Below are 16,417 nucleotides of genomic sequence, written 5' to 3' on the forward strand. Positions count from 1 at the left end.
ATCCTGAGATGGGGCCATAATTATTATTTAAATATAGTCAAAGCGTGCAGTAAAGAAACGGAGCTGCTTCGGCTCGTAAATAAACTTCAGCCCGCGAATATCTTCTTTGTGCTGGTAAAGTTTAATAATACCGTCAGCCACTACATCCATATGCGCGTAAGTATAAACGCGGCGTGGAATAGTCAGACGCACGGTTTCCAGTTTCGGCCTGTGGTGTTCACCGGTCACGTTATTACGGCCCGCAGAGATAATTCCGCGCTCCATACTACGTACGCCGGTTTCCACATAGATACTGGCAGCCAGGCTTTGCGCCGGGAACTCGTCCTGCGTCAGATGCTCGCAGAAGCGACGCGCATCGAGGAATACCGCGTGACCGCCCACCGGTTCAACAATCGGTACACCCGCGGCTTTCAGCTTGTCGCCCAGATAGCGAACCTGCTTCACGCGGTGCTCGATGTACTCATACTGCATGGCTTCGCGCAGACCAATCGCCATAGCTTCCATGTCGCGTCCGGCCAGGCCGCCGTAGGATGGCATCCCTTCGTACACCACGACTAACTCTTTGGCAGCAGAGAACATTTCGTCATCGTTCATGCACAGGAAGCCGCCGATGTTCACCAGACAGTCTTTTTTACCACTCATGGTACAACCGTCGGCGTAGCTGAACATCTCATGCACGATCTCTGCGATGCTCTTGTTCTCAAAGCCCTGCTCTTGCTCTTTGATAAAGTAGGCGTTTTCTACGCAGCGGGTAGCGTCGTAGAACACTTTAATGCCATGTGCTGCAGTCAGTTCACGCACCGCGCGCATGTTAGCCATGGAGACCGGCTGCCCGCCTGCGAGGTTAACCGTGACTGCCAGGCAAATATAGGCAATATTCTCGGCGCCTTTTTCATCAATCAGTTTTTGTAATTTTTTAAGATCGATATCACCTTTAAAAGCAATATTCAGACCGGCATCGTGCGCTTCGTCACGAACGATATCGACAAACACCGCACCATTTTTTTCCTGGTGATAACGGGTGGTAGTGAAATACATATTCCCGGCAACATATTGCCCCGGTTTAATTGCCAGCTGCGATAACAGGTTTTCTGCGCCGCGCCCCTGGTGAGTAGGAACAATATGTTTAAAGCCAAACAGTTCCTGCACGGTTCTTTCCAGATGATAGAAGTTTTCGCTGCCCGCGTAGGCTTCATCACCCATCATCATTCCGGCCCACTGCTTGTCGCTCATTGCGTTAGTGCCACTGTCTGTCAGCAGGTCAATATAAATATCTTTCGAATTTAACAGGAAAGTATTGTATCCCGCTTCCTGCATTTTCTTAAGGCGTTCATCACGCGGGATCATAGATACAGTTTCAACGCTTTTAATACGGAAGGGTTCTGCCGGATAATTCATTTTGTTTCTCCAGTAACAGTGGTCATGTACGTATTAATGTGAAGTAAAGCATACCTGGTTCATCAATAAAGCCTGATGAAATATAACTATTCGCCTCCTGAGTCAGGGGGAGAAATAATGTGGAGGCACTATGCAAGATTTAATTGATTATGGAAATAGCCTGGTCAACATTAATCACTGGCAATAATTTAAAAAGCTGTAAATGTAGGTGATGCAAATCACACGTCGTTTTTTTACCCGTTAATATTCAACAAGTTTTTTTTTGCGTGTTGATTTGCCATTTGCGATGGTGCCCCCGTGGAGAGGGGAAATACTGAAAACTTAACTTTCCAGGCTGTGCTCATACTGTATTGCTGAATGAGTACACCCCATTTTGTGAGAGTCGGATCACTTCACGGGTTTATATTTGTGATTCACATCACTAAAAGTGTAAAGCAAAGTGTACAAAACGGCGTTGTTTCAGAGTTTGCTATTTGCTTCAGTGAGTTAGATCTCATTTTTGGCCTGATACACATGGGCGTTATTTTCTGGAAATGGCAGGTATCAGGAGGATGGGACAGGAATGAATTTATACGGTGAATAATACTATGTTTATTGGGATAGAGAGGATTTCTATTTATTCCGAAAGCGTGCTAATCGCGCTTATTTCATCTTATTTACATCTGGACTTCCCGCCAATTACTGGGGTAATTTACAGGGGTTTTATTAGCGCGATGCGAAGGTGCGCCAACACCTCCGCATCGCTAATCACAGTAACTATTTCACGAGAATAGCCATCATGACTGATACGCATTGTATTGCAGTTTCATTTGATCCAGAAGTGTACGTCGCAGATAACCGTTGCCTGAAGGTGGGTTATGCGAGCGGTTATCCTGATTACAGCCGTTTGCCGGTGAAGTATGTCCAGTTTCCGTCCATCGTGATGAAGGGCCAGTGGCTTAAAGCCGCCGGATTCGACACCGGCACCCGCGTCGATGTGCGCGTCATGCAAGGCTGCATTGTGTTAACCGCCCGCGCGCCCGAACCCGAAGAGTCAGAACTGATGAAATCCCTGCGCGCCGTGGAAAAGCTCTCCGCGCGTAAGCAAAAGCAGGTGCTGGAGTTTATCGGGGTGATTGCGGGGAAAACGGCGAAGGGGTGAGAGCGTGATGGTAATTGAGGCGCCGAAGGGCGCCTTTTTTGGGGTATTACGCCACTTTTGCTTTATGCCGTAGTGCGTTCGTTCCAGGCGTCGGTATATTGAATATTGCCATCTACAATACACCAGGTGATTTTTTCATAGCGCAGTTGTACGCTTTCCAAATGTCCGGTTCCCGTTACCGTACGTGTGTCATGCACGATTGGTGTCACTGATACAACTTTTACACCTTCAAGCAGGGTATTAAAGTATTCCACTTCCTGGCCTGCGTCGTTTATGTGATAGAACTTAAGTTCCGCACTTTGAAGTGTCTGACCTGTCGCAACTGCTTTGTAAAGGTATGGGCTGGAGGAATCGATCTCTTTGTCAAAAAGAAATGGGCCATGTTGGCGTGTGCCGGTTAGCTTTCCAGTGGCACCATCGGTTGGAATGCTAAGGTTATGTGTTAAACCACGTAACTCAATACTGCCTTCACGTCCCTGGACATCCGAGCCTCCACGAATCATCGCGCCACCATCGTCTTTTAAAAATAAATGAACGGGTACAGCCATTTTCAACCCTCCTTGTAATCAATCATATAACCAGCGGCCTGCTCTGGCTGATTCTGCGAACATACGCACAGTAAGCGGTTTTGACACTTGCTTGATGGGTTCTTTGGTAAACCATTTTCGATAGACCGATTCTCTTTCCCACGGGTAATAGGCCCCGAAATCAATCACAGAAACATCAACGTTATATTTCTCTCCAAAATCATCAATGGCATACGGTAATTCATCCCATTCAGCGTAACCTTGCAGCGGCGTATCAAGTTCAATCGGGATAGGTTTGAAAGTAAACGTTACCGCGAGAGATAACTCTCCCCGAAAAAATTCTAATACCTCGTTATCCGTCACCATACGCGATCTTCCTCTCTGGCAATGGTGTTGTAGGTATTCACCGTTTTATAGACAATTTGGGCGACATCACTTGCGAGTAATGCCCAACCAATCACAGGAATTGTTCGTCCAACGAATGCCCCCAGATTGTTAGTCATCATTGGTTTTAAATATTTGATACTGGCATTGGTGATGGTAGGAAGCCTGACGGACAATGTTACGTTAAGAAACTCACGAGAATATTTGGAGGCAATTGATGTGCCTTGTGTTGCCCCATATGGTTTACCCCGTGTTTTCAGCAATGGTAACCCAAGAATGATACATGACATTGTTACCACATCTTTAATTCCCCCAAATTGTTCATCAATTTTGTCGAGAAAAATCCAGAAAAATAGCTCACCTGCAGAAATGTTACAGACCCCTTTATAAAAGTATGTTCCGTTGAGTTCCTCTACTGTGTCCATCAGAGATCCTTCGATATGCAATAATTTGCATACTTATCGAACTCCTGCGTACCCTGGTGGGGGAACGGTAACTGCCGTGGCGTATGTGTTTTTCAGAAAACATAAAAGTGATGTCGTTGATGTCAGACAACATGCCACGCATAGTGCTTTATCAAATTGATACCAATAAGTGACGTCGATAGCGCATCAACCCGTCTTTGCTTGATCAGGTGATATTTTGCGAGCATCATCGCAATTATTTACCTGATAATGAAATCAATGACTTCCAGTAAAACCCTGCAGCAGGCAATTGCCGACATCACCATCTGGCGTAAAGGCGAGCAGCGTGCGCCGCACAAACCTTTGCTGCTGCTTCATGTGCTGGCGGGTTATCAGCAGGGTCACGGTCGCCTGTTTGACTACGGTTCGGAAGTTCGCGACCCATTGCATAGCCTGCTGGAACGATTTGGACCACAGCGCGCGCAGTACCGCCCGGATATGCCCTTCTGGCGCTTACAGGGCGATGGGTTCTGGGAGCTACAAAACGCCGAGCAGTGCTCAACATCCGGCAGCAGTAAACAGCCCCCTGCCGGAGAACTGGTGACGCATAACGTTGCCGGAGGCTTTGATGAACAACATTTTACTCTGCTGAAAAAGAACAAGAACCTCATCAACGCCCTGGCCCAGCAAATCCTCGAAGCGCACTTCACCGAAAGCATTCAGGAAGAAATCGCGGATGAACTGGGGTTTGATATCCTGCAAATCCGCAAACAGCGGGACCCGTTGTTCCGCCAGCAGGTTCTGCGTGCTTATAACTATGAATGCGCCATTTGTGGCTTCAATATGCGCCACGACAGCACTTCAGTTGCGCTTGAAGCGGCGCATATCAAATGGAAACAGCATGGTGGCCCGTGCGAGATTTCAAACGGACTGGCGCTGTGTGCAATCCACCATAAAGCTTTTGATAAAGGTTCGATTGGGCTGGATGAGAGTATGCGAGTTCAGGTGTCACCCGCAGTGAATGGCAGCGGCATGGTGGGCAGACTGTTCTGGGATTTCGACGGTAAATCGATAGCACTGCCAATGATGCGCGAGAATTATCCAAAAGAAGGGTTTGTAGAGTGGCACAGGAAGGAGGTGTTTAGAGGGTGAGTGCGAAGGCCGGACTCGCCAAATCAATATAACCATCTGAATTACATAAATATTAAATCATTTAAACCTTCGTTATATACTCACTTGTATACTCAATTGATTTTAGTTTGCTATCATTATAAATCAATGAGTTAGAGCAATGTGTATAGTCACAGTTTTGAGCTTTTTTACCAGCAGGAAGCAACTGAAACACTCCGCTTCAACGAGGCTGAGCTAACATCCCCGGATAGTGTTTCGCAATAATGTCATTCATCCTTTCTATCAACTCCAAACGCTTGAACGTCAGATGGGCTGTTCCCTTTTGAAAGTAACGAATACTGAAGAACTCATCCTCGTACATATCCTTAGCAGGGTTATCTCGAATATGTTCCAACAACCGGGTAGAGATATCACCACGGTTGTCGGGAATCGGTTTGCCATCGAGTAAAAAAAGCATCCGCTCCAGATCCGCCAGTTGATCCCGCCTCCAGCCCCAGTTCAGACTAAATCCCCAGCGATTATGCGTCACCAGATTGTTAATGATGATCTTCTTACCAAAGCTACAAGGTCTATTGGTCTTATAATCCCATGACAGACCTTTGAACACATTGATGATCCCACGCTCAAATACATCCATTTTATTCAGATGTAACTGCTCAAAAGTACTTAGTATATTTGCCTCGCTGATAGCAGGTAGATCGCCCTCCTCCAGGTTCTTATGCCATTGGTCGCGCGCCTGAGCATCCATCAATGCCATCATGCCAGACTTCAACATCAAATCACGCCAGATACTACGGTCAATATTGCGGGTGACAGCAGGGATCGCTTTATCCACAGTTTCAGTCAGCCAACTATCGTAGCGGTGCCCGGCTTTCATCGCCCAGTCTTGCGCCGTACCACCGCCAACTTCAGAGGTTAACCGTGAAATGGCTTCAAGCTGCTGGATGAGCTGTTCAATTTGCAGCAGTGCAGCATCGCGGCCAGAAACTACTCGTTCGATACTGGTCGAACAGATGAGTTCATTGTGTTCCGTTAATACAACGGGTTCTGTTTGCATCGTCAATCATCCATAAAAGCAACCACGCCTGCCGGAAATGGCAGGCGCATTATGCGATGAATAAATAAGGTGGGAAGTTCAGAGGTAAAAATCAGGAATGATGCTCGAAGAATTTATATATTCATTAATCCGGTAGCTCGCCTGGCTCTGAGAATATTGATAGCGGTCAGAAATGGTGTCTGACCTTGCCATGTAAACCCTTTGCAGTCAGTGCGTATCAGTTCATAGCGTTCCACCAGAAAGTTCACCGCATCAGCCAGTGTTATTCCCGCTTCGATATGTTCCTGGATGGCGGAATCATCATGGAATGGTGTGTCGTTTAGCGTTAGACCGTAATGGTGTTCCAGCAGATAAGTTAATAGTTGCTGCCAGACCTGCACGGGCGACAGGCGTGACGAAACTGGCACCGTGACCGGTACAGTTGAAATATGCATGAGTTGAGTCCCTGATAATGGAAGAGGAAGGTGTTACCTGGTTACGGTTGACTGGGGTAAATAGCGATGTAAACGTAGCCATGAGAGCCGAGAGTGTCAGCTTCACTAGTGAGTCCGTTGTGATGCAGAGCGACGGAGTGCTGACTGCGGGGATCAAGCTCTCCAGTGGTGAGCATCCGCTCTAACTGTTTCATTATTAGTGGAAACGCTTGATCCAGACTCAATGCTTCTTCGTCACTGAATGAGCCATTAAATCCTGCCCGGTCAGCCAAAAAGTATAGGCGGTTGCCTTCCTGTACCAGACGAGCGCCGAAGCACGGCGTGATATTACGTTTTAATCCCCACTGAAGGCAGGATGTGTCCTCCGCCGATGTGCCGGATATAGTGGTCGACTGCATTAATATATTCCTTAATGACTGAGTGGGATGATTAGTTCACCGTCACGCAGCGAAGAATAGCGTATGGGCCTGCCCGGTCCTGACGACGTTCAACAAAAACAGCGAGTACGCCGCTGATATCCTGAACTTCACGTTCATAGTAATGGCATACACTGCCATGCCACTGGTAGTGACCTGTACAGAAGGCAGATAGCCTGGATTCGGCATGCTGACGATAAATATGCATCGCCTGGCGCTTACTGATAATTTTCATTCTCCACCTCACAACAAGCCACATTCAGCAAAAGAAACCACTTCATTCCCGACCACAAGATGATCCAGCACACGCACTTCCACCAGAGCCAAGGCTTTAGCAATCCGCTGAGTGACATGTTTATCCTGCTGGCTGATTTCTGTCGTGCCGGACGGATGGTTGTGTGCCAGAATGACCGCAGCGGCGTTATGTTTCAGGGCTGATTTAACCACTTCGCGGGGATGCACTTCGGTATGACTGAGCGTGCCGGTAAACAGTGTTTCTCGCTCCAGCAGGCAATGCTGATTGTCGAGATGCATCACGATGAAGACTTCCCGCTCCAGGTGAGCCATCTGCAGTTTCAGCCATGTTTTTGTGAGGCTGGTTGAGGTAAATGACTCATTTGGTTGACGCTGGTATTTATCCAGCAGACGTAATGCTCGCTGGATGACTCGCTGCTCGTTTGCAGGAAATACCGGAGATAAATTGATCGTAGACATGGTTGTTCCTTAGAAAGAAAAGCCCTTCCGAATCTTCGGAAAGGCGTTAAGGGAAAATAGTGGAAGAGATCATGAAGCAAACTGCAGCATATTCTCAGCCATTACCCAGAGGGCACGGTTGAGCTTCACATCACCGTCAATACCTTTCACTGCTCGGGTATGGGCGCGCTTTCCTTTGGTTGTTCTCCCCGATAGCCCGCCTTTGATCAGGTTTTCCTGAATGCGCTGATAAGTGGTCCACAGGTCGTTACTTTCATCCTGCCAGCGGCGCGGTGAAAGTATCTGCGACTCCGTCACCGGCTGATGCTCTTCTCCAAATCGATAGGTTAATGCGGCTTTCGCCATTGCCTGCTGTGCGGGTGGCGGCAATAAAAGCGACTGCATGGCATCGCGTTTCTCTTCTACGCGGTCAAATATCCCCAGTACTTCGTAGGCTCCTTCAATGACTTTCTCGACTACGTTGCCTTTATGCGGTACTCGCACCTCCCCGAACGACTCACCGCAAATCAGCCCATTTTGGCAAACTGCTCTGAATAACCCCGGTAACATCTGATATGAGCTGGAGCCGTCGTGGCTGTTTAGTAGAATAATTTCTGGAACCTGTTTGCCAGTAATCTGACCTTCACGACGCAGGCGCAGCATGTGCTTCGTATGCTCTCGTTTGCTCTGGTCTCGAACTCGAGTCTGGCAGGCAAAGAATGGCTGGAAGCCTTCATGTTGTAGGTTATCGAGCAGGGAAATAGTCGGGATATAGGTGTACCTGTCACTGCGGGATTCATGCTTTTCTTCGCTAAACACACTCGGCACATAATGCGCCAGTTCGTCGCGGGTTAACGGACGGTCGCGGCGAACGAGATTCACCGCACCAAAGCGACTGGCTAAACGGGTCATAAAAAACTCCTGTGAAAAATCGGCATAAAAAAGGCCACCCCGAAGGATGGCCTGGATTGAAAGGCAGGATTATTAAGGCAAAATCGAAGGTTGTATCTGCGATGCAGCCTTTTCTGAATCTGGTAACGGCAATGCCGATAGTTCGGCAGAACTAAGCTTTCCTGCGCGGTAAAGTTGCAGTTTCACCAGAATCGTCGCTTTTTGCGACTGAAGGTAACTCAGGCACCATTCCCGCTTAAGGACCATCCTGACCGGGACAGGCAAAAGCTCATATGCTTTGTTGAAAATAACTTCAACAAAAGCATCATCACTAAGTTTATCCTCAGCAATATTCAACAGACCATTGATGACAATATTTTCCAGTAACAGCCTGTATTTGTCAGAACCAATTATCGAAGGTTTTACCGTGTTTTCCGGTAAGCGTTCAGAAGATGTGTCATGATTTTCTGCAGGTGCTTTTCCGCGTGGGAAATTCAGCTTTTCTGTAAGGCTACGAAGTTTTCCTGTGCTATTTTCAGACATGTATTTTTATCCTGTGGCCTCCGCGTCTTGCCATCAGGCAAGTACGGCGAGTTTTTTTATCGCTTTAATCAGGCTAAAGGTAGTCAAACCTGCCCCCAGAGCCTTGACCGTGACCGAATGGCTTCGCATCAACGTAATCCCCGTTACGCACAGGACAAGTTGCCACGTACAATCAGGCCATGGGGGCTCATTACCCGGCATGTTCGTAATCACTTCACTTTGACTATGCACGGAAAACACCTCTACCTGTAACCATTAGGGAGCCATTGACCCTGTTTGCGGATATCAGTAATAATGCCCCCCTTTTTGACAGAAATTGTGCGCCAGCCCGGTTCTTTGCTGGATGCATTCCCATAGGTGTACCCGACAGTCATTGTCAGGTTTTCGCCTGAAGTTGTGGTGAGATCAGCCTCATATTTGGCTTCGGTATTTTGTTTGCGAATAAAACGCACGGAGTTGATTGCAGAACAACGAATACTGCTTTTCGCATATTCAAAGGAATTGTTAGCCATCTGACATCCGTCGTTTTTAATTTCATCCGTCAGGTTTGCAGAAGCATTAAAGTTTTTAGGAGCAGGTACGAAATTCGCCATATCGCTGCGCATGGTTGGCGGATCTGTCTGAAGCACAAGATAAACAGGACAATCTGATTTTCCGACTTCACAGGCTTTTGCCACATAATCACGTACCAGCCAGCCTTTATTGCCGAAATACTCAGCACCGCTCTCGTCTTTACATTGTGACCACGTGGCTTTTTGTCCCATCATAATGCCGTCTACCAGGACGCAGGTGACAGCTTTTACAGGCTTCCCGTCCCAGCGAACAGCGTCAAAGGGTTGAATGCCGGTATGATTCACATCAAGCGTATAAGCCTGCGGGTTCTTCGCTATCCGGTCATTTGCTTGTTTCAATTGGTTACTGCCTTCCTGAGTCAGAAAGAAGGTATAGCGTTCGGGATGTATGTCGCCGTGAATTGTCATTGCAGACGAGACCAATGGAATAAACAGTGCTGCAGAGCTGAGAGATAAAACAACAAGATTACGCATAAGGTTTCCTTTCAGTTTATTAATGATTAATACAGTCCTGCCATGTGGCATCAGCCAGTGCCTCATTCAGCCCTTTGGCGCTGAATTTTCTAGAGATAGCGGCATTCATAGAGGTCATTTTTATTACGTCTTTTTCACTTGTCGCTTTTAGCGCAGTAAAGGTCGTTTCATCCAGAGGATGGTTCGTACCATTGATACTGACTCCAGGTTCAGAAAGCCCTGTTTGTGACGAGACGCGGTAATCCTCCGCAGGTACGCTGTAAGCAGCAGCCAGCTTTCCGTTTGTGCAGGTCAGTGTGAGCACTTCGCCTGAAACATTTTGAGTATTGAGTTCAAACTCCATGGCACTGATGTTCCCGTACCAGTCACCCCATTGCTGGTCAGACTGTACGGCGCTGGCACAGTAACTAAGCAGCACTAATCCAGCCAGAACTGCATAATGGTTTCTGAGCATATGGTTTTCTTTCCTGATGATTTAATTACAAAAAAAGCCCGCTTCCGTTTTAAAGGAAGCAGGCTGATCGTATTGATTAAATGAGCTAGCGGATAATCGTTAATACAGATCAGTTTGAGTAAATTGATCGTTATCACCTATCACAAAAACGATCAATAATGCATTATTGATAGATATTAACTATCATGAGTGTACACATCGATCGTTACGACAGATCAATGAACAGAAGCCACACCAGTAATACATACCGGCGCGGCTTCATGTGGGTAATATAGGAGTCAAAATATCTGGAATATTTTCAAGGTGCTTTGATGGGGGGGATTTATCCTGAACAATAAGCTCACCAGCCCACACAGGATAATTCAGTCCCTGTTATTTGTTTCTGATTCTTTTTGTTTTTTTCCTTTTACGGGTAAGGTATGTATCCCTGGCACGCTTAAACTGGTGATACAGTTCTGGTTCTGATAATGTTCCTCCAACATAGAAAGTCCAGACTGCATGGATAGCTAAATATATTTCTTTTGATGTTGATGGCTGAATAATTTCAAATGCTTCATGCCAGCCAATCCTGTTAACTTTGGAAAGTGTACTGCCGCCTTCCGGAGAAAGATCTATGGTTCTGTAACTTACCTTTTTTGTGCCACTTTTATGCTCTGAATTCTTGTCATTAGCTGCGTCATTGCGGGGTGATTTATTGTAGTCTTCCTGCGAAGTACTTTCTGACATATGCTTATTACAGTTCTCATCTTTGTTGTCAGCAGAATATGTTGGGCTGGTATCATCTTCACCAGATAATGCAGCACTCTTCTCCGGGGTGTCTGTGCTTTGGTCGTAAATACGCATTCGCCTGGACGGTTTATTTTTCATATATTCCCAGGCCCACTGGCATAACTCTGTGTTGTCCATGGGAATGTTTAACTTACGTTTTGCTTTAAACTTGCTATCCCATTGGGATCTTATGTTTTTTATAAATGAGAGTTTATCAATGAAGTATGCTGGAACTAAATCCATAAAATACAGAATGGAGTTATAACGTTCTTTATGGGATGTGGGATGTATATGCAGCGATTTTATTTCTGAAAGAAAAGGTTCTAACGCAATTACATGCTGAGTATTTGGGTTGAAATTACCATAAACTGATAGATCAGCCAGAGAGCGAACATGACTAAATTTTTGTGGCACAACCTCCTTTTGGATATTAAGCATTTCAGAAGATAGTTGAGGACAATATTTTTTAATGCTTAACCACACAAAATAGCAGGCATGCTCATTTTTCCTGAACCATTCAAACTCTGACTCCGGAAGAAGTGAGTCAAGAAACAACTCTATTTTTCTTTCATAATAAAGAATAGCGTCAAGAGCACCTGAATGATAATGACTGATAATTTCAGACAATAATCCGGAGGCATCCCCCATGCTCATTCGGTAAATTGAGTTTATTCTTTTCATGTTTTTTAGAGGTGAGGACAGGTAGTAACCGGTCATGGGTTTGTTTTCCATTACAAACCAATAGAAAACGGATAGTTCTCTTTTTGTTTTTATTTTTAGCCTGTAACTCTCATTCTTTCCTTTGCTTAAATTCATATTTTACCTCTTCGAATACCGGACTCACTTTAGAGCATCTTCATTATTTTTATATTGATAATAGATGTAGTGCATTACATAGTCAATTGGTGGTTTTTTCGTAGTTTTTCTGTAGTGTTTTTCTTGATGCATTGTCCTTCACAACTGACAATTCATCTAAAAACACCTCGATTTTAGAAAGGGGTGTAAGGATAGTTTTCTTTTCGCAATAGTGAAAGGCCATAACCTGACCCTGCATGCTTTCAGTAATGACTTTCCCCCACTATGGAGACTCTCTGTAAAAAAGTAAAACCATACATATACGCCCAATGAAATGAAGGATGCCGCACTGGTGTCCCCTGAGCATTTTCGGAGACTTCATTTCATGAACATGATTGATATTCACAATGACCAGATGGTTGATATGGCGTTCATAGTCGACTTCACTAAAATGACCGATAAGTGGGTTTATAAACTGATTCAGGAAGGACAATTCCCAAAACCGATTAAACTGGGTCGCAGTTCTCGCTGGTTTGAAAGTGAAATTATCACCTGGCTTAATGAAAGAATTACAGCATCACGGGCTGAATAAAACGTTGTACTTTTCTTCAAATATCATCACTAACTTTATACATGTCTTTTAAGTCCTCACAGCTTGCCCTGTCTGAATAAGCATATCTTTCCAATAAAGGTTCTTATGTTATTGATATTAACATTATCAATTAATCACCAACATACCGAATTACTTATCTGATTATGATAATTACCATTAGCCAATAACAACACAGACATGTATAAATACGTTAAACCATCAAAGCCACAATGACGTTTAAGTTATTGTGACTGTTTTATGAGAGCAAGTTATATGAGTCAGTCAACTGACATTCTCCTTAACTGTGCTGAGGTCCATAATGACAATCACTCTACAGTGATTACATTACCAGACAATAGTATTCACACAGAAAAGCTTCATCGCATTTATACGTTATTGCAAAAGCTTGTCAGAAAGAAATCACTCCCCTTTAACATACTGGCTAACCATTCAGATTATAAGCAGACTTGTCATATCGTTGAAGTGCTGGATATCATCCATCTGCTTGACCAGATACCTGATGTATTTCTTGAAGGCCGTAAACTCCATCCACTAATCACCCATTTCCAGCAAACGCTCAAACGGTATAATTTTCATTGCAGAATACATAACGGTGCCATTACCAAAGGTGATGCAACGAACACTGCCATAATGCTGAATAAGCTGGTAAGTGAATATCGTGATGAAGTGATTAAACCGGAGTTCAGACAGGAACTACGGAAATACCAGCGTAACTCAGTAAAGAATCTGAAAGGGATAACAAACTATATTCAGCATCTTTTTAACCAGCATGCACGACTGCTGGTAATACGTCTGGACCTGTCATGGGAAAAAGTGCATACAGGCAGTATTACGCCTGAGATAGCGAGACAACAACGCCAGCAGCTGTTACGCAATATGAAACGCAACCGGTTATTCAAACATGTCCTGGGCATGGTATGGAAACTGGAATACGGGCCAGACAGAGGCTTCCATTATCACACCTTATTCTTTCTTGATGGCAATAAAACCCGCAGTGATATCTCTATCTGTACTCAGTTTGGTGAGTACTGGGCAAAAGTGATTACTAAAGGCAAAGGTACGTACTTCAACTGTAATGCACAACATGAACGTTATGAGAAGCCAGGTACAGGGATGGTGAAGTATGGCGACATCTTGAAGCAGGAAGGGCTACAGCGTGCTGTGGCCTATCTGACCAAGATAGATACGTTCGCGCGCCTGGCCTTACCCGGCAACGCCAGAACCTTTGGGCGAGGTGAAATTAAAGCCGTTAACACGAAGAGCAAACGTGGCAGGAAACGGACTCAGCCACCGTAACCCCACTTCCAGTCAAAAGCGTCAGCATTCCCCTGGATGCCTGTGTTCTCACGGGCATCTTTCATTCATTCCGGAGTTAATTATGTATAAGCCTGTTTATGCGCCTTTTGCTGTTACCTATCATGGCGAGCGGGTCGCGCCTGACACTGTGATGCTGGAAGATTACGATAGCCTGTTCTGCGAATTCTGTAGAGTGAAAATTAGCGTTATTATTGATGATCTCACTGGCATAAAAAGTTTTGTTCATACACCACTGCGCCGGGAAACGGTAAGCAAACTCGTCGCCTGCCCTTACAGCAAATCTGCAAAAAATTTAGCCATCGGGAGTAAACCTCCAAAACAGACGCTACGCGTAACGTTCGCTCCTCTACGACCAGGGAACTCCCGTCGCCTTCCCTGCAAAACGACTAAGCAAAATTGGCGTTGTAGCTGGTGCCATATCTGTTGGAATGGTGAAAAGTTATGCCCGCAATGTGAAGATTGGATCTATGCAATTAGTGCCTAGTTCTTACCATCTGAGTCTTGGCGCTACGACTTGCAGATCTATAACCCATTATTTAAATGTGGGATATTTGAACAATCTTGGCGAATGCGATAAAACATCAACTGGAAGACAATCACAAAGGTGAAGTCAATGGAAAGGAAGCAACAGCCAAAGGTCTGCGTACATCTTCTTGATAAAGAAAAACCGTATTACTTTTCGCCTGAGCAACAAAAATCCACGCCACCCAACTTTTTCCAGCACTCACTTAAACTTGCCTGGGATAACCGCAATTACATTGCGACGTGCTGCTGTGATCCAGCTCAGGAACTTAAGCTTTATGTCAGAAGCAACAAAGGCTCCGGCCCATTCACTCTCTGTCGTAACCCAAACACCGGTCCTCGGCACAAACCATCCTGCTCATACTACTCTCGTATAAATACTGATGGTGGTGCAAAAGCATATTCATCAGCGGCAGTCAGGGAAGAAGAGGACGGAACCCTTCGTATCGGATTAGATTTTTCGTTACGCGTATCGACGTCGGACCCTGAACGCGCAGCTCCGGCTGCAATACATCCTCCAAGGGAAAGAAAGCAAGTCGAACGTCTTAGGAAAATGAAGATGTTAGGTCTTCTTCATTTGCTTTGGGAAAATACAGGGTTAAACGAATGGGCTCCATATCTGGAAGGAAAGAGAAAACTGACAACAGTAATGAATCGTTTGTATAAGGAAGCCAGTAGCATTAAACAAAGCCGCACAGTTCTGGCCGATGTTCTATTGCGACAAGGAAACGAGCACGCCAATAAGAAGGCTGTGAATTACGCCTGTGCGAAAAGTCGCCGTCTGATCGCTATCTCAGAACTTAATGCATGGTCTCCAACTATGAATGTTGGCAATAATCTGCCTCTAGCAGGAACAACGAAGAGCAGTCCTCCTGCCGGGATGCCTTATCTCACCATCGATAGTTCACGTTGGGAAAGGTCCTTAGCCAGATTTCCACGTGATGTAGCATGGTGGCAGCGTGGTGGTAAAATCATCGCTATTGCTGTCACCGACGTACCTGTAAAAAAAATAGCTGAAAAGTCTGGCCAGGAATATTTTTCCGCAAGTGTTCGTCAGGTTGTTTTAATGATGGTGAGTGAACGGTGGATTCCACTCGATTCATCTTACGAAGGGATCATTGAAGAAAAGCTAGCCAAGGAGCGACGCCAGTTTACCAAGCCATTGATTTATGATTCTGCGGAAGATCAGTACCATCCCGACTTCATACTCACGGATGTCAATGGTTCAGACTTCGTTCCCCTTGAAGTATGGGGGCTGGATACTGAAGATTATTTACAGCACAGGACTGTGAAAGAACAATGGTACCAGCAGGCGTTTGGTGACACTTGGTGGTCATGGGACGCTGTAAGGCATCCGAGAAGCGATGAAATACCGACCTTCCCACAACGAAAAAAACATTACGAATCCAAGTATCCAGTAGAAAAAATGGAAACCAAGTGTTAAATGCCATTCTGAAGGGGAAAGCGGGCAGAATAACGCTAAATGGAGGTGTGCCAGCAAAGCTGGTGAACTGTTTTTCAGTCCTATGAAGATTTACTGAGTACAGCAATCTGGAGCCGCATTCATAACCTTTCACAATTAAGAGCTTGTACATACAGCTGAAAACCACAGGTTCAGCATGAATCATAACTGCATCTTAATCTGCCCATACCACATCAATTGCACCCATCCACAGTGATGTAAAGCTGATGTTGTGTTTGGTGCAAGATTTGCTGGCATGGCACTAAACAATGTCCTGTTTGTTTCAACTGGATTTATGCATTATCAGGTTATGTTAATAAAACATTGTGAGAATAAGCCCAGAATCGGGCTTCAATAAAACGTTAAATTATTCATTGCTAAGTTGCCAGTGTAGTTTGCAGGAAATATTCGGTAAATATGC

20 protein-coding genes are annotated in these 16,417 nt (G+C 45.3%); 6 read left to right on the plus strand and 14 right to left on the minus strand.

The window, feature by feature from the left end; genetic code table 11:
- Nucleotides 1–27: 27 nt before the first annotated feature.
- Nucleotides 28–1,398 (minus strand): tyrosine phenol-lyase, encoded by a 1,371-nt coding sequence (locus HV352_RS20420; protein ID WP_016151547.1) that lies wholly within the window; start codon nt 1,396–1,398, stop codon nt 28–30.
- A gap of 778 nt (nt 1,399–2,176) precedes the next feature.
- Between HV352_RS20420 and symE the strand changes: the two genes are divergently transcribed.
- Nucleotides 2,177–2,539: an endoribonuclease SymE gene (symE, locus tag HV352_RS20425; protein ID WP_047358401.1), complete on the plus strand. Its 363-nt coding sequence runs from the start codon at nt 2,177–2,179 to the stop codon at nt 2,537–2,539.
- A 62-nt stretch (nt 2,540–2,601) separates the two neighbouring features.
- Here symE and tssD read toward each other — a convergent pair whose 3' ends face one another.
- From tssD to HV352_RS20440, 3 genes are read right to left on the minus strand one after another with little or no spacing between them, the layout of a single operon-like run.
- Nucleotides 2,602–3,087, minus strand: coding sequence for a type VI secretion system tube protein TssD (gene tssD, locus HV352_RS20430; RefSeq protein ID WP_016151545.1), 486 nt, complete (start codon nt 3,085–3,087; stop codon nt 2,602–2,604).
- Nucleotides 3,088–3,105: 18 nt separating this feature from the next.
- Entirely contained in the window at nt 3,106–3,432 is a 327-nt protein-coding gene (locus HV352_RS20435; RefSeq protein WP_181635030.1) for a DUF1493 family protein, read from the minus strand.
- Nucleotides 3,426–3,875 (minus strand): STM2901 family protein, encoded by a 450-nt coding sequence (locus HV352_RS20440; RefSeq protein WP_003830103.1) that lies wholly within the window; start codon nt 3,873–3,875, stop codon nt 3,426–3,428. The genes HV352_RS20435 and HV352_RS20440 overlap by 7 nt, the downstream gene beginning before the upstream one ends.
- Before the next feature lie 258 nt (nt 3,876–4,133).
- On the opposite strand from HV352_RS20440, the gene HV352_RS20445 reads away from it, so the two are divergent.
- A complete protein-coding gene (locus HV352_RS20445; RefSeq protein ID WP_103283443.1) occupies nt 4,134–5,006 on the plus strand; it encodes a phosphorothioated DNA-binding restriction endonuclease in 873 nt (290 codons plus the stop codon).
- 199 nt (nt 5,007–5,205) lie between these two features.
- On the opposite strand, the gene HV352_RS20450 is transcribed toward HV352_RS20445, so the two are convergent.
- The 10 genes from HV352_RS20450 to HV352_RS20495 all read right to left on the minus strand — a co-directional run bounded on the left by HV352_RS20450 (nt 5,206) and on the right by HV352_RS20495 (nt 12,103).
- Nucleotides 5,206–6,042, minus strand: a complete 837-nt coding sequence (locus HV352_RS20450; protein ID WP_181635031.1) for a DUF4942 domain-containing protein — start codon at nt 6,040–6,042, stop codon at nt 5,206–5,208.
- A 113-nt stretch (nt 6,043–6,155) separates the two neighbouring features.
- On the minus strand, nt 6,156–6,476 hold the full coding sequence (locus HV352_RS20455; RefSeq protein ID WP_181635032.1) for a TA system toxin CbtA family protein: 321 nt from the start codon (nt 6,474–6,476) through the stop codon (nt 6,156–6,158).
- A gap of 41 nt (nt 6,477–6,517) precedes the next feature.
- Entirely contained in the window at nt 6,518–6,874 is a 357-nt protein-coding gene (locus tag HV352_RS20460; RefSeq protein WP_181635033.1) for a type IV toxin-antitoxin system YeeU family antitoxin, read from the minus strand.
- Between the two features lie 31 nt (nt 6,875–6,905).
- Entirely contained in the window at nt 6,906–7,127 is a 222-nt protein-coding gene (locus HV352_RS20465; protein WP_181635034.1) for a DUF987 family protein, read from the minus strand.
- A gap of 8 nt (nt 7,128–7,135) precedes the next feature.
- Nucleotides 7,136–7,606 (minus strand): DNA repair protein RadC, encoded by a 471-nt coding sequence (radC, locus tag HV352_RS20470; protein ID WP_181635035.1) that lies wholly within the window; start codon nt 7,604–7,606, stop codon nt 7,136–7,138.
- A 69-nt stretch (nt 7,607–7,675) separates the two neighbouring features.
- Nucleotides 7,676–8,497 carry a DUF932 domain-containing protein gene (locus HV352_RS20475; protein WP_181635036.1) on the minus strand — a complete coding sequence of 274 codons (822 nt, stop codon included), beginning with the start codon at nt 8,495–8,497 and terminating at the stop codon, nt 7,676–7,678.
- A 72-nt stretch (nt 8,498–8,569) separates the two neighbouring features.
- On the minus strand, nt 8,570–9,019 hold the full coding sequence (locus tag HV352_RS20480; protein ID WP_181635037.1) for a hypothetical protein: 450 nt from the start codon (nt 9,017–9,019) through the stop codon (nt 8,570–8,572).
- 242 nt (nt 9,020–9,261) lie between these two features.
- Complete coding sequence (locus HV352_RS20485) at nt 9,262–10,065, minus strand: hypothetical protein (protein ID WP_181635038.1); 804 nt, start codon at nt 10,063–10,065, stop codon at nt 9,262–9,264.
- A 19-nt stretch (nt 10,066–10,084) separates the two neighbouring features.
- Nucleotides 10,085–10,408, minus strand: coding sequence for a hypothetical protein (locus HV352_RS20490; RefSeq protein ID WP_249415448.1), 324 nt, complete (start codon nt 10,406–10,408; stop codon nt 10,085–10,087).
- A gap of 483 nt (nt 10,409–10,891) precedes the next feature.
- Nucleotides 10,892–12,103, minus strand: coding sequence for a hypothetical protein (locus tag HV352_RS20495; RefSeq protein WP_181635040.1), 1,212 nt, complete (start codon nt 12,101–12,103; stop codon nt 10,892–10,894).
- A gap of 364 nt (nt 12,104–12,467) precedes the next feature.
- Here HV352_RS20495 and HV352_RS20500 point away from each other — a divergent pair, with 364 nt between their 5' ends.
- The 4 genes from HV352_RS20500 to HV352_RS20515 all read left to right on the plus strand — a co-directional run bounded on the left by HV352_RS20500 (nt 12,468) and on the right by HV352_RS20515 (nt 15,978).
- Nucleotides 12,468–12,674, plus strand: coding sequence for an AlpA family phage regulatory protein (locus HV352_RS20500; RefSeq protein ID WP_181635041.1), 207 nt, complete (start codon nt 12,468–12,470; stop codon nt 12,672–12,674).
- Nucleotides 12,675–12,947: 273 nt separating this feature from the next.
- On the plus strand, nt 12,948–13,991 hold the full coding sequence (locus HV352_RS20505) for an inovirus-type Gp2 protein (RefSeq protein WP_181635042.1): 1,044 nt from the start codon (nt 12,948–12,950) through the stop codon (nt 13,989–13,991).
- Nucleotides 13,992–14,073: 82 nt separating this feature from the next.
- The gene (locus tag HV352_RS20510; RefSeq protein WP_181635043.1) at nt 14,074–14,496 is read left to right on the plus strand and encodes a hypothetical protein; all 423 of its coding nucleotides are present in this window, start codon (nt 14,074–14,076) and stop codon (nt 14,494–14,496) included.
- A 129-nt stretch (nt 14,497–14,625) separates the two neighbouring features.
- Nucleotides 14,626–15,978, plus strand: a complete 1,353-nt coding sequence (locus tag HV352_RS20515; protein ID WP_181635044.1) for a DUF1173 family protein — start codon at nt 14,626–14,628, stop codon at nt 15,976–15,978.
- Nucleotides 15,979–16,417 lie beyond the last annotated feature (439 nt).

This window comes from Citrobacter sp. RHBSTW-01044 (assembly GCF_013781945.1).
In the GTDB taxonomy this organism is placed as follows: Bacteria; Pseudomonadota; Gammaproteobacteria; order Enterobacterales; family Enterobacteriaceae; genus Citrobacter; species Citrobacter braakii.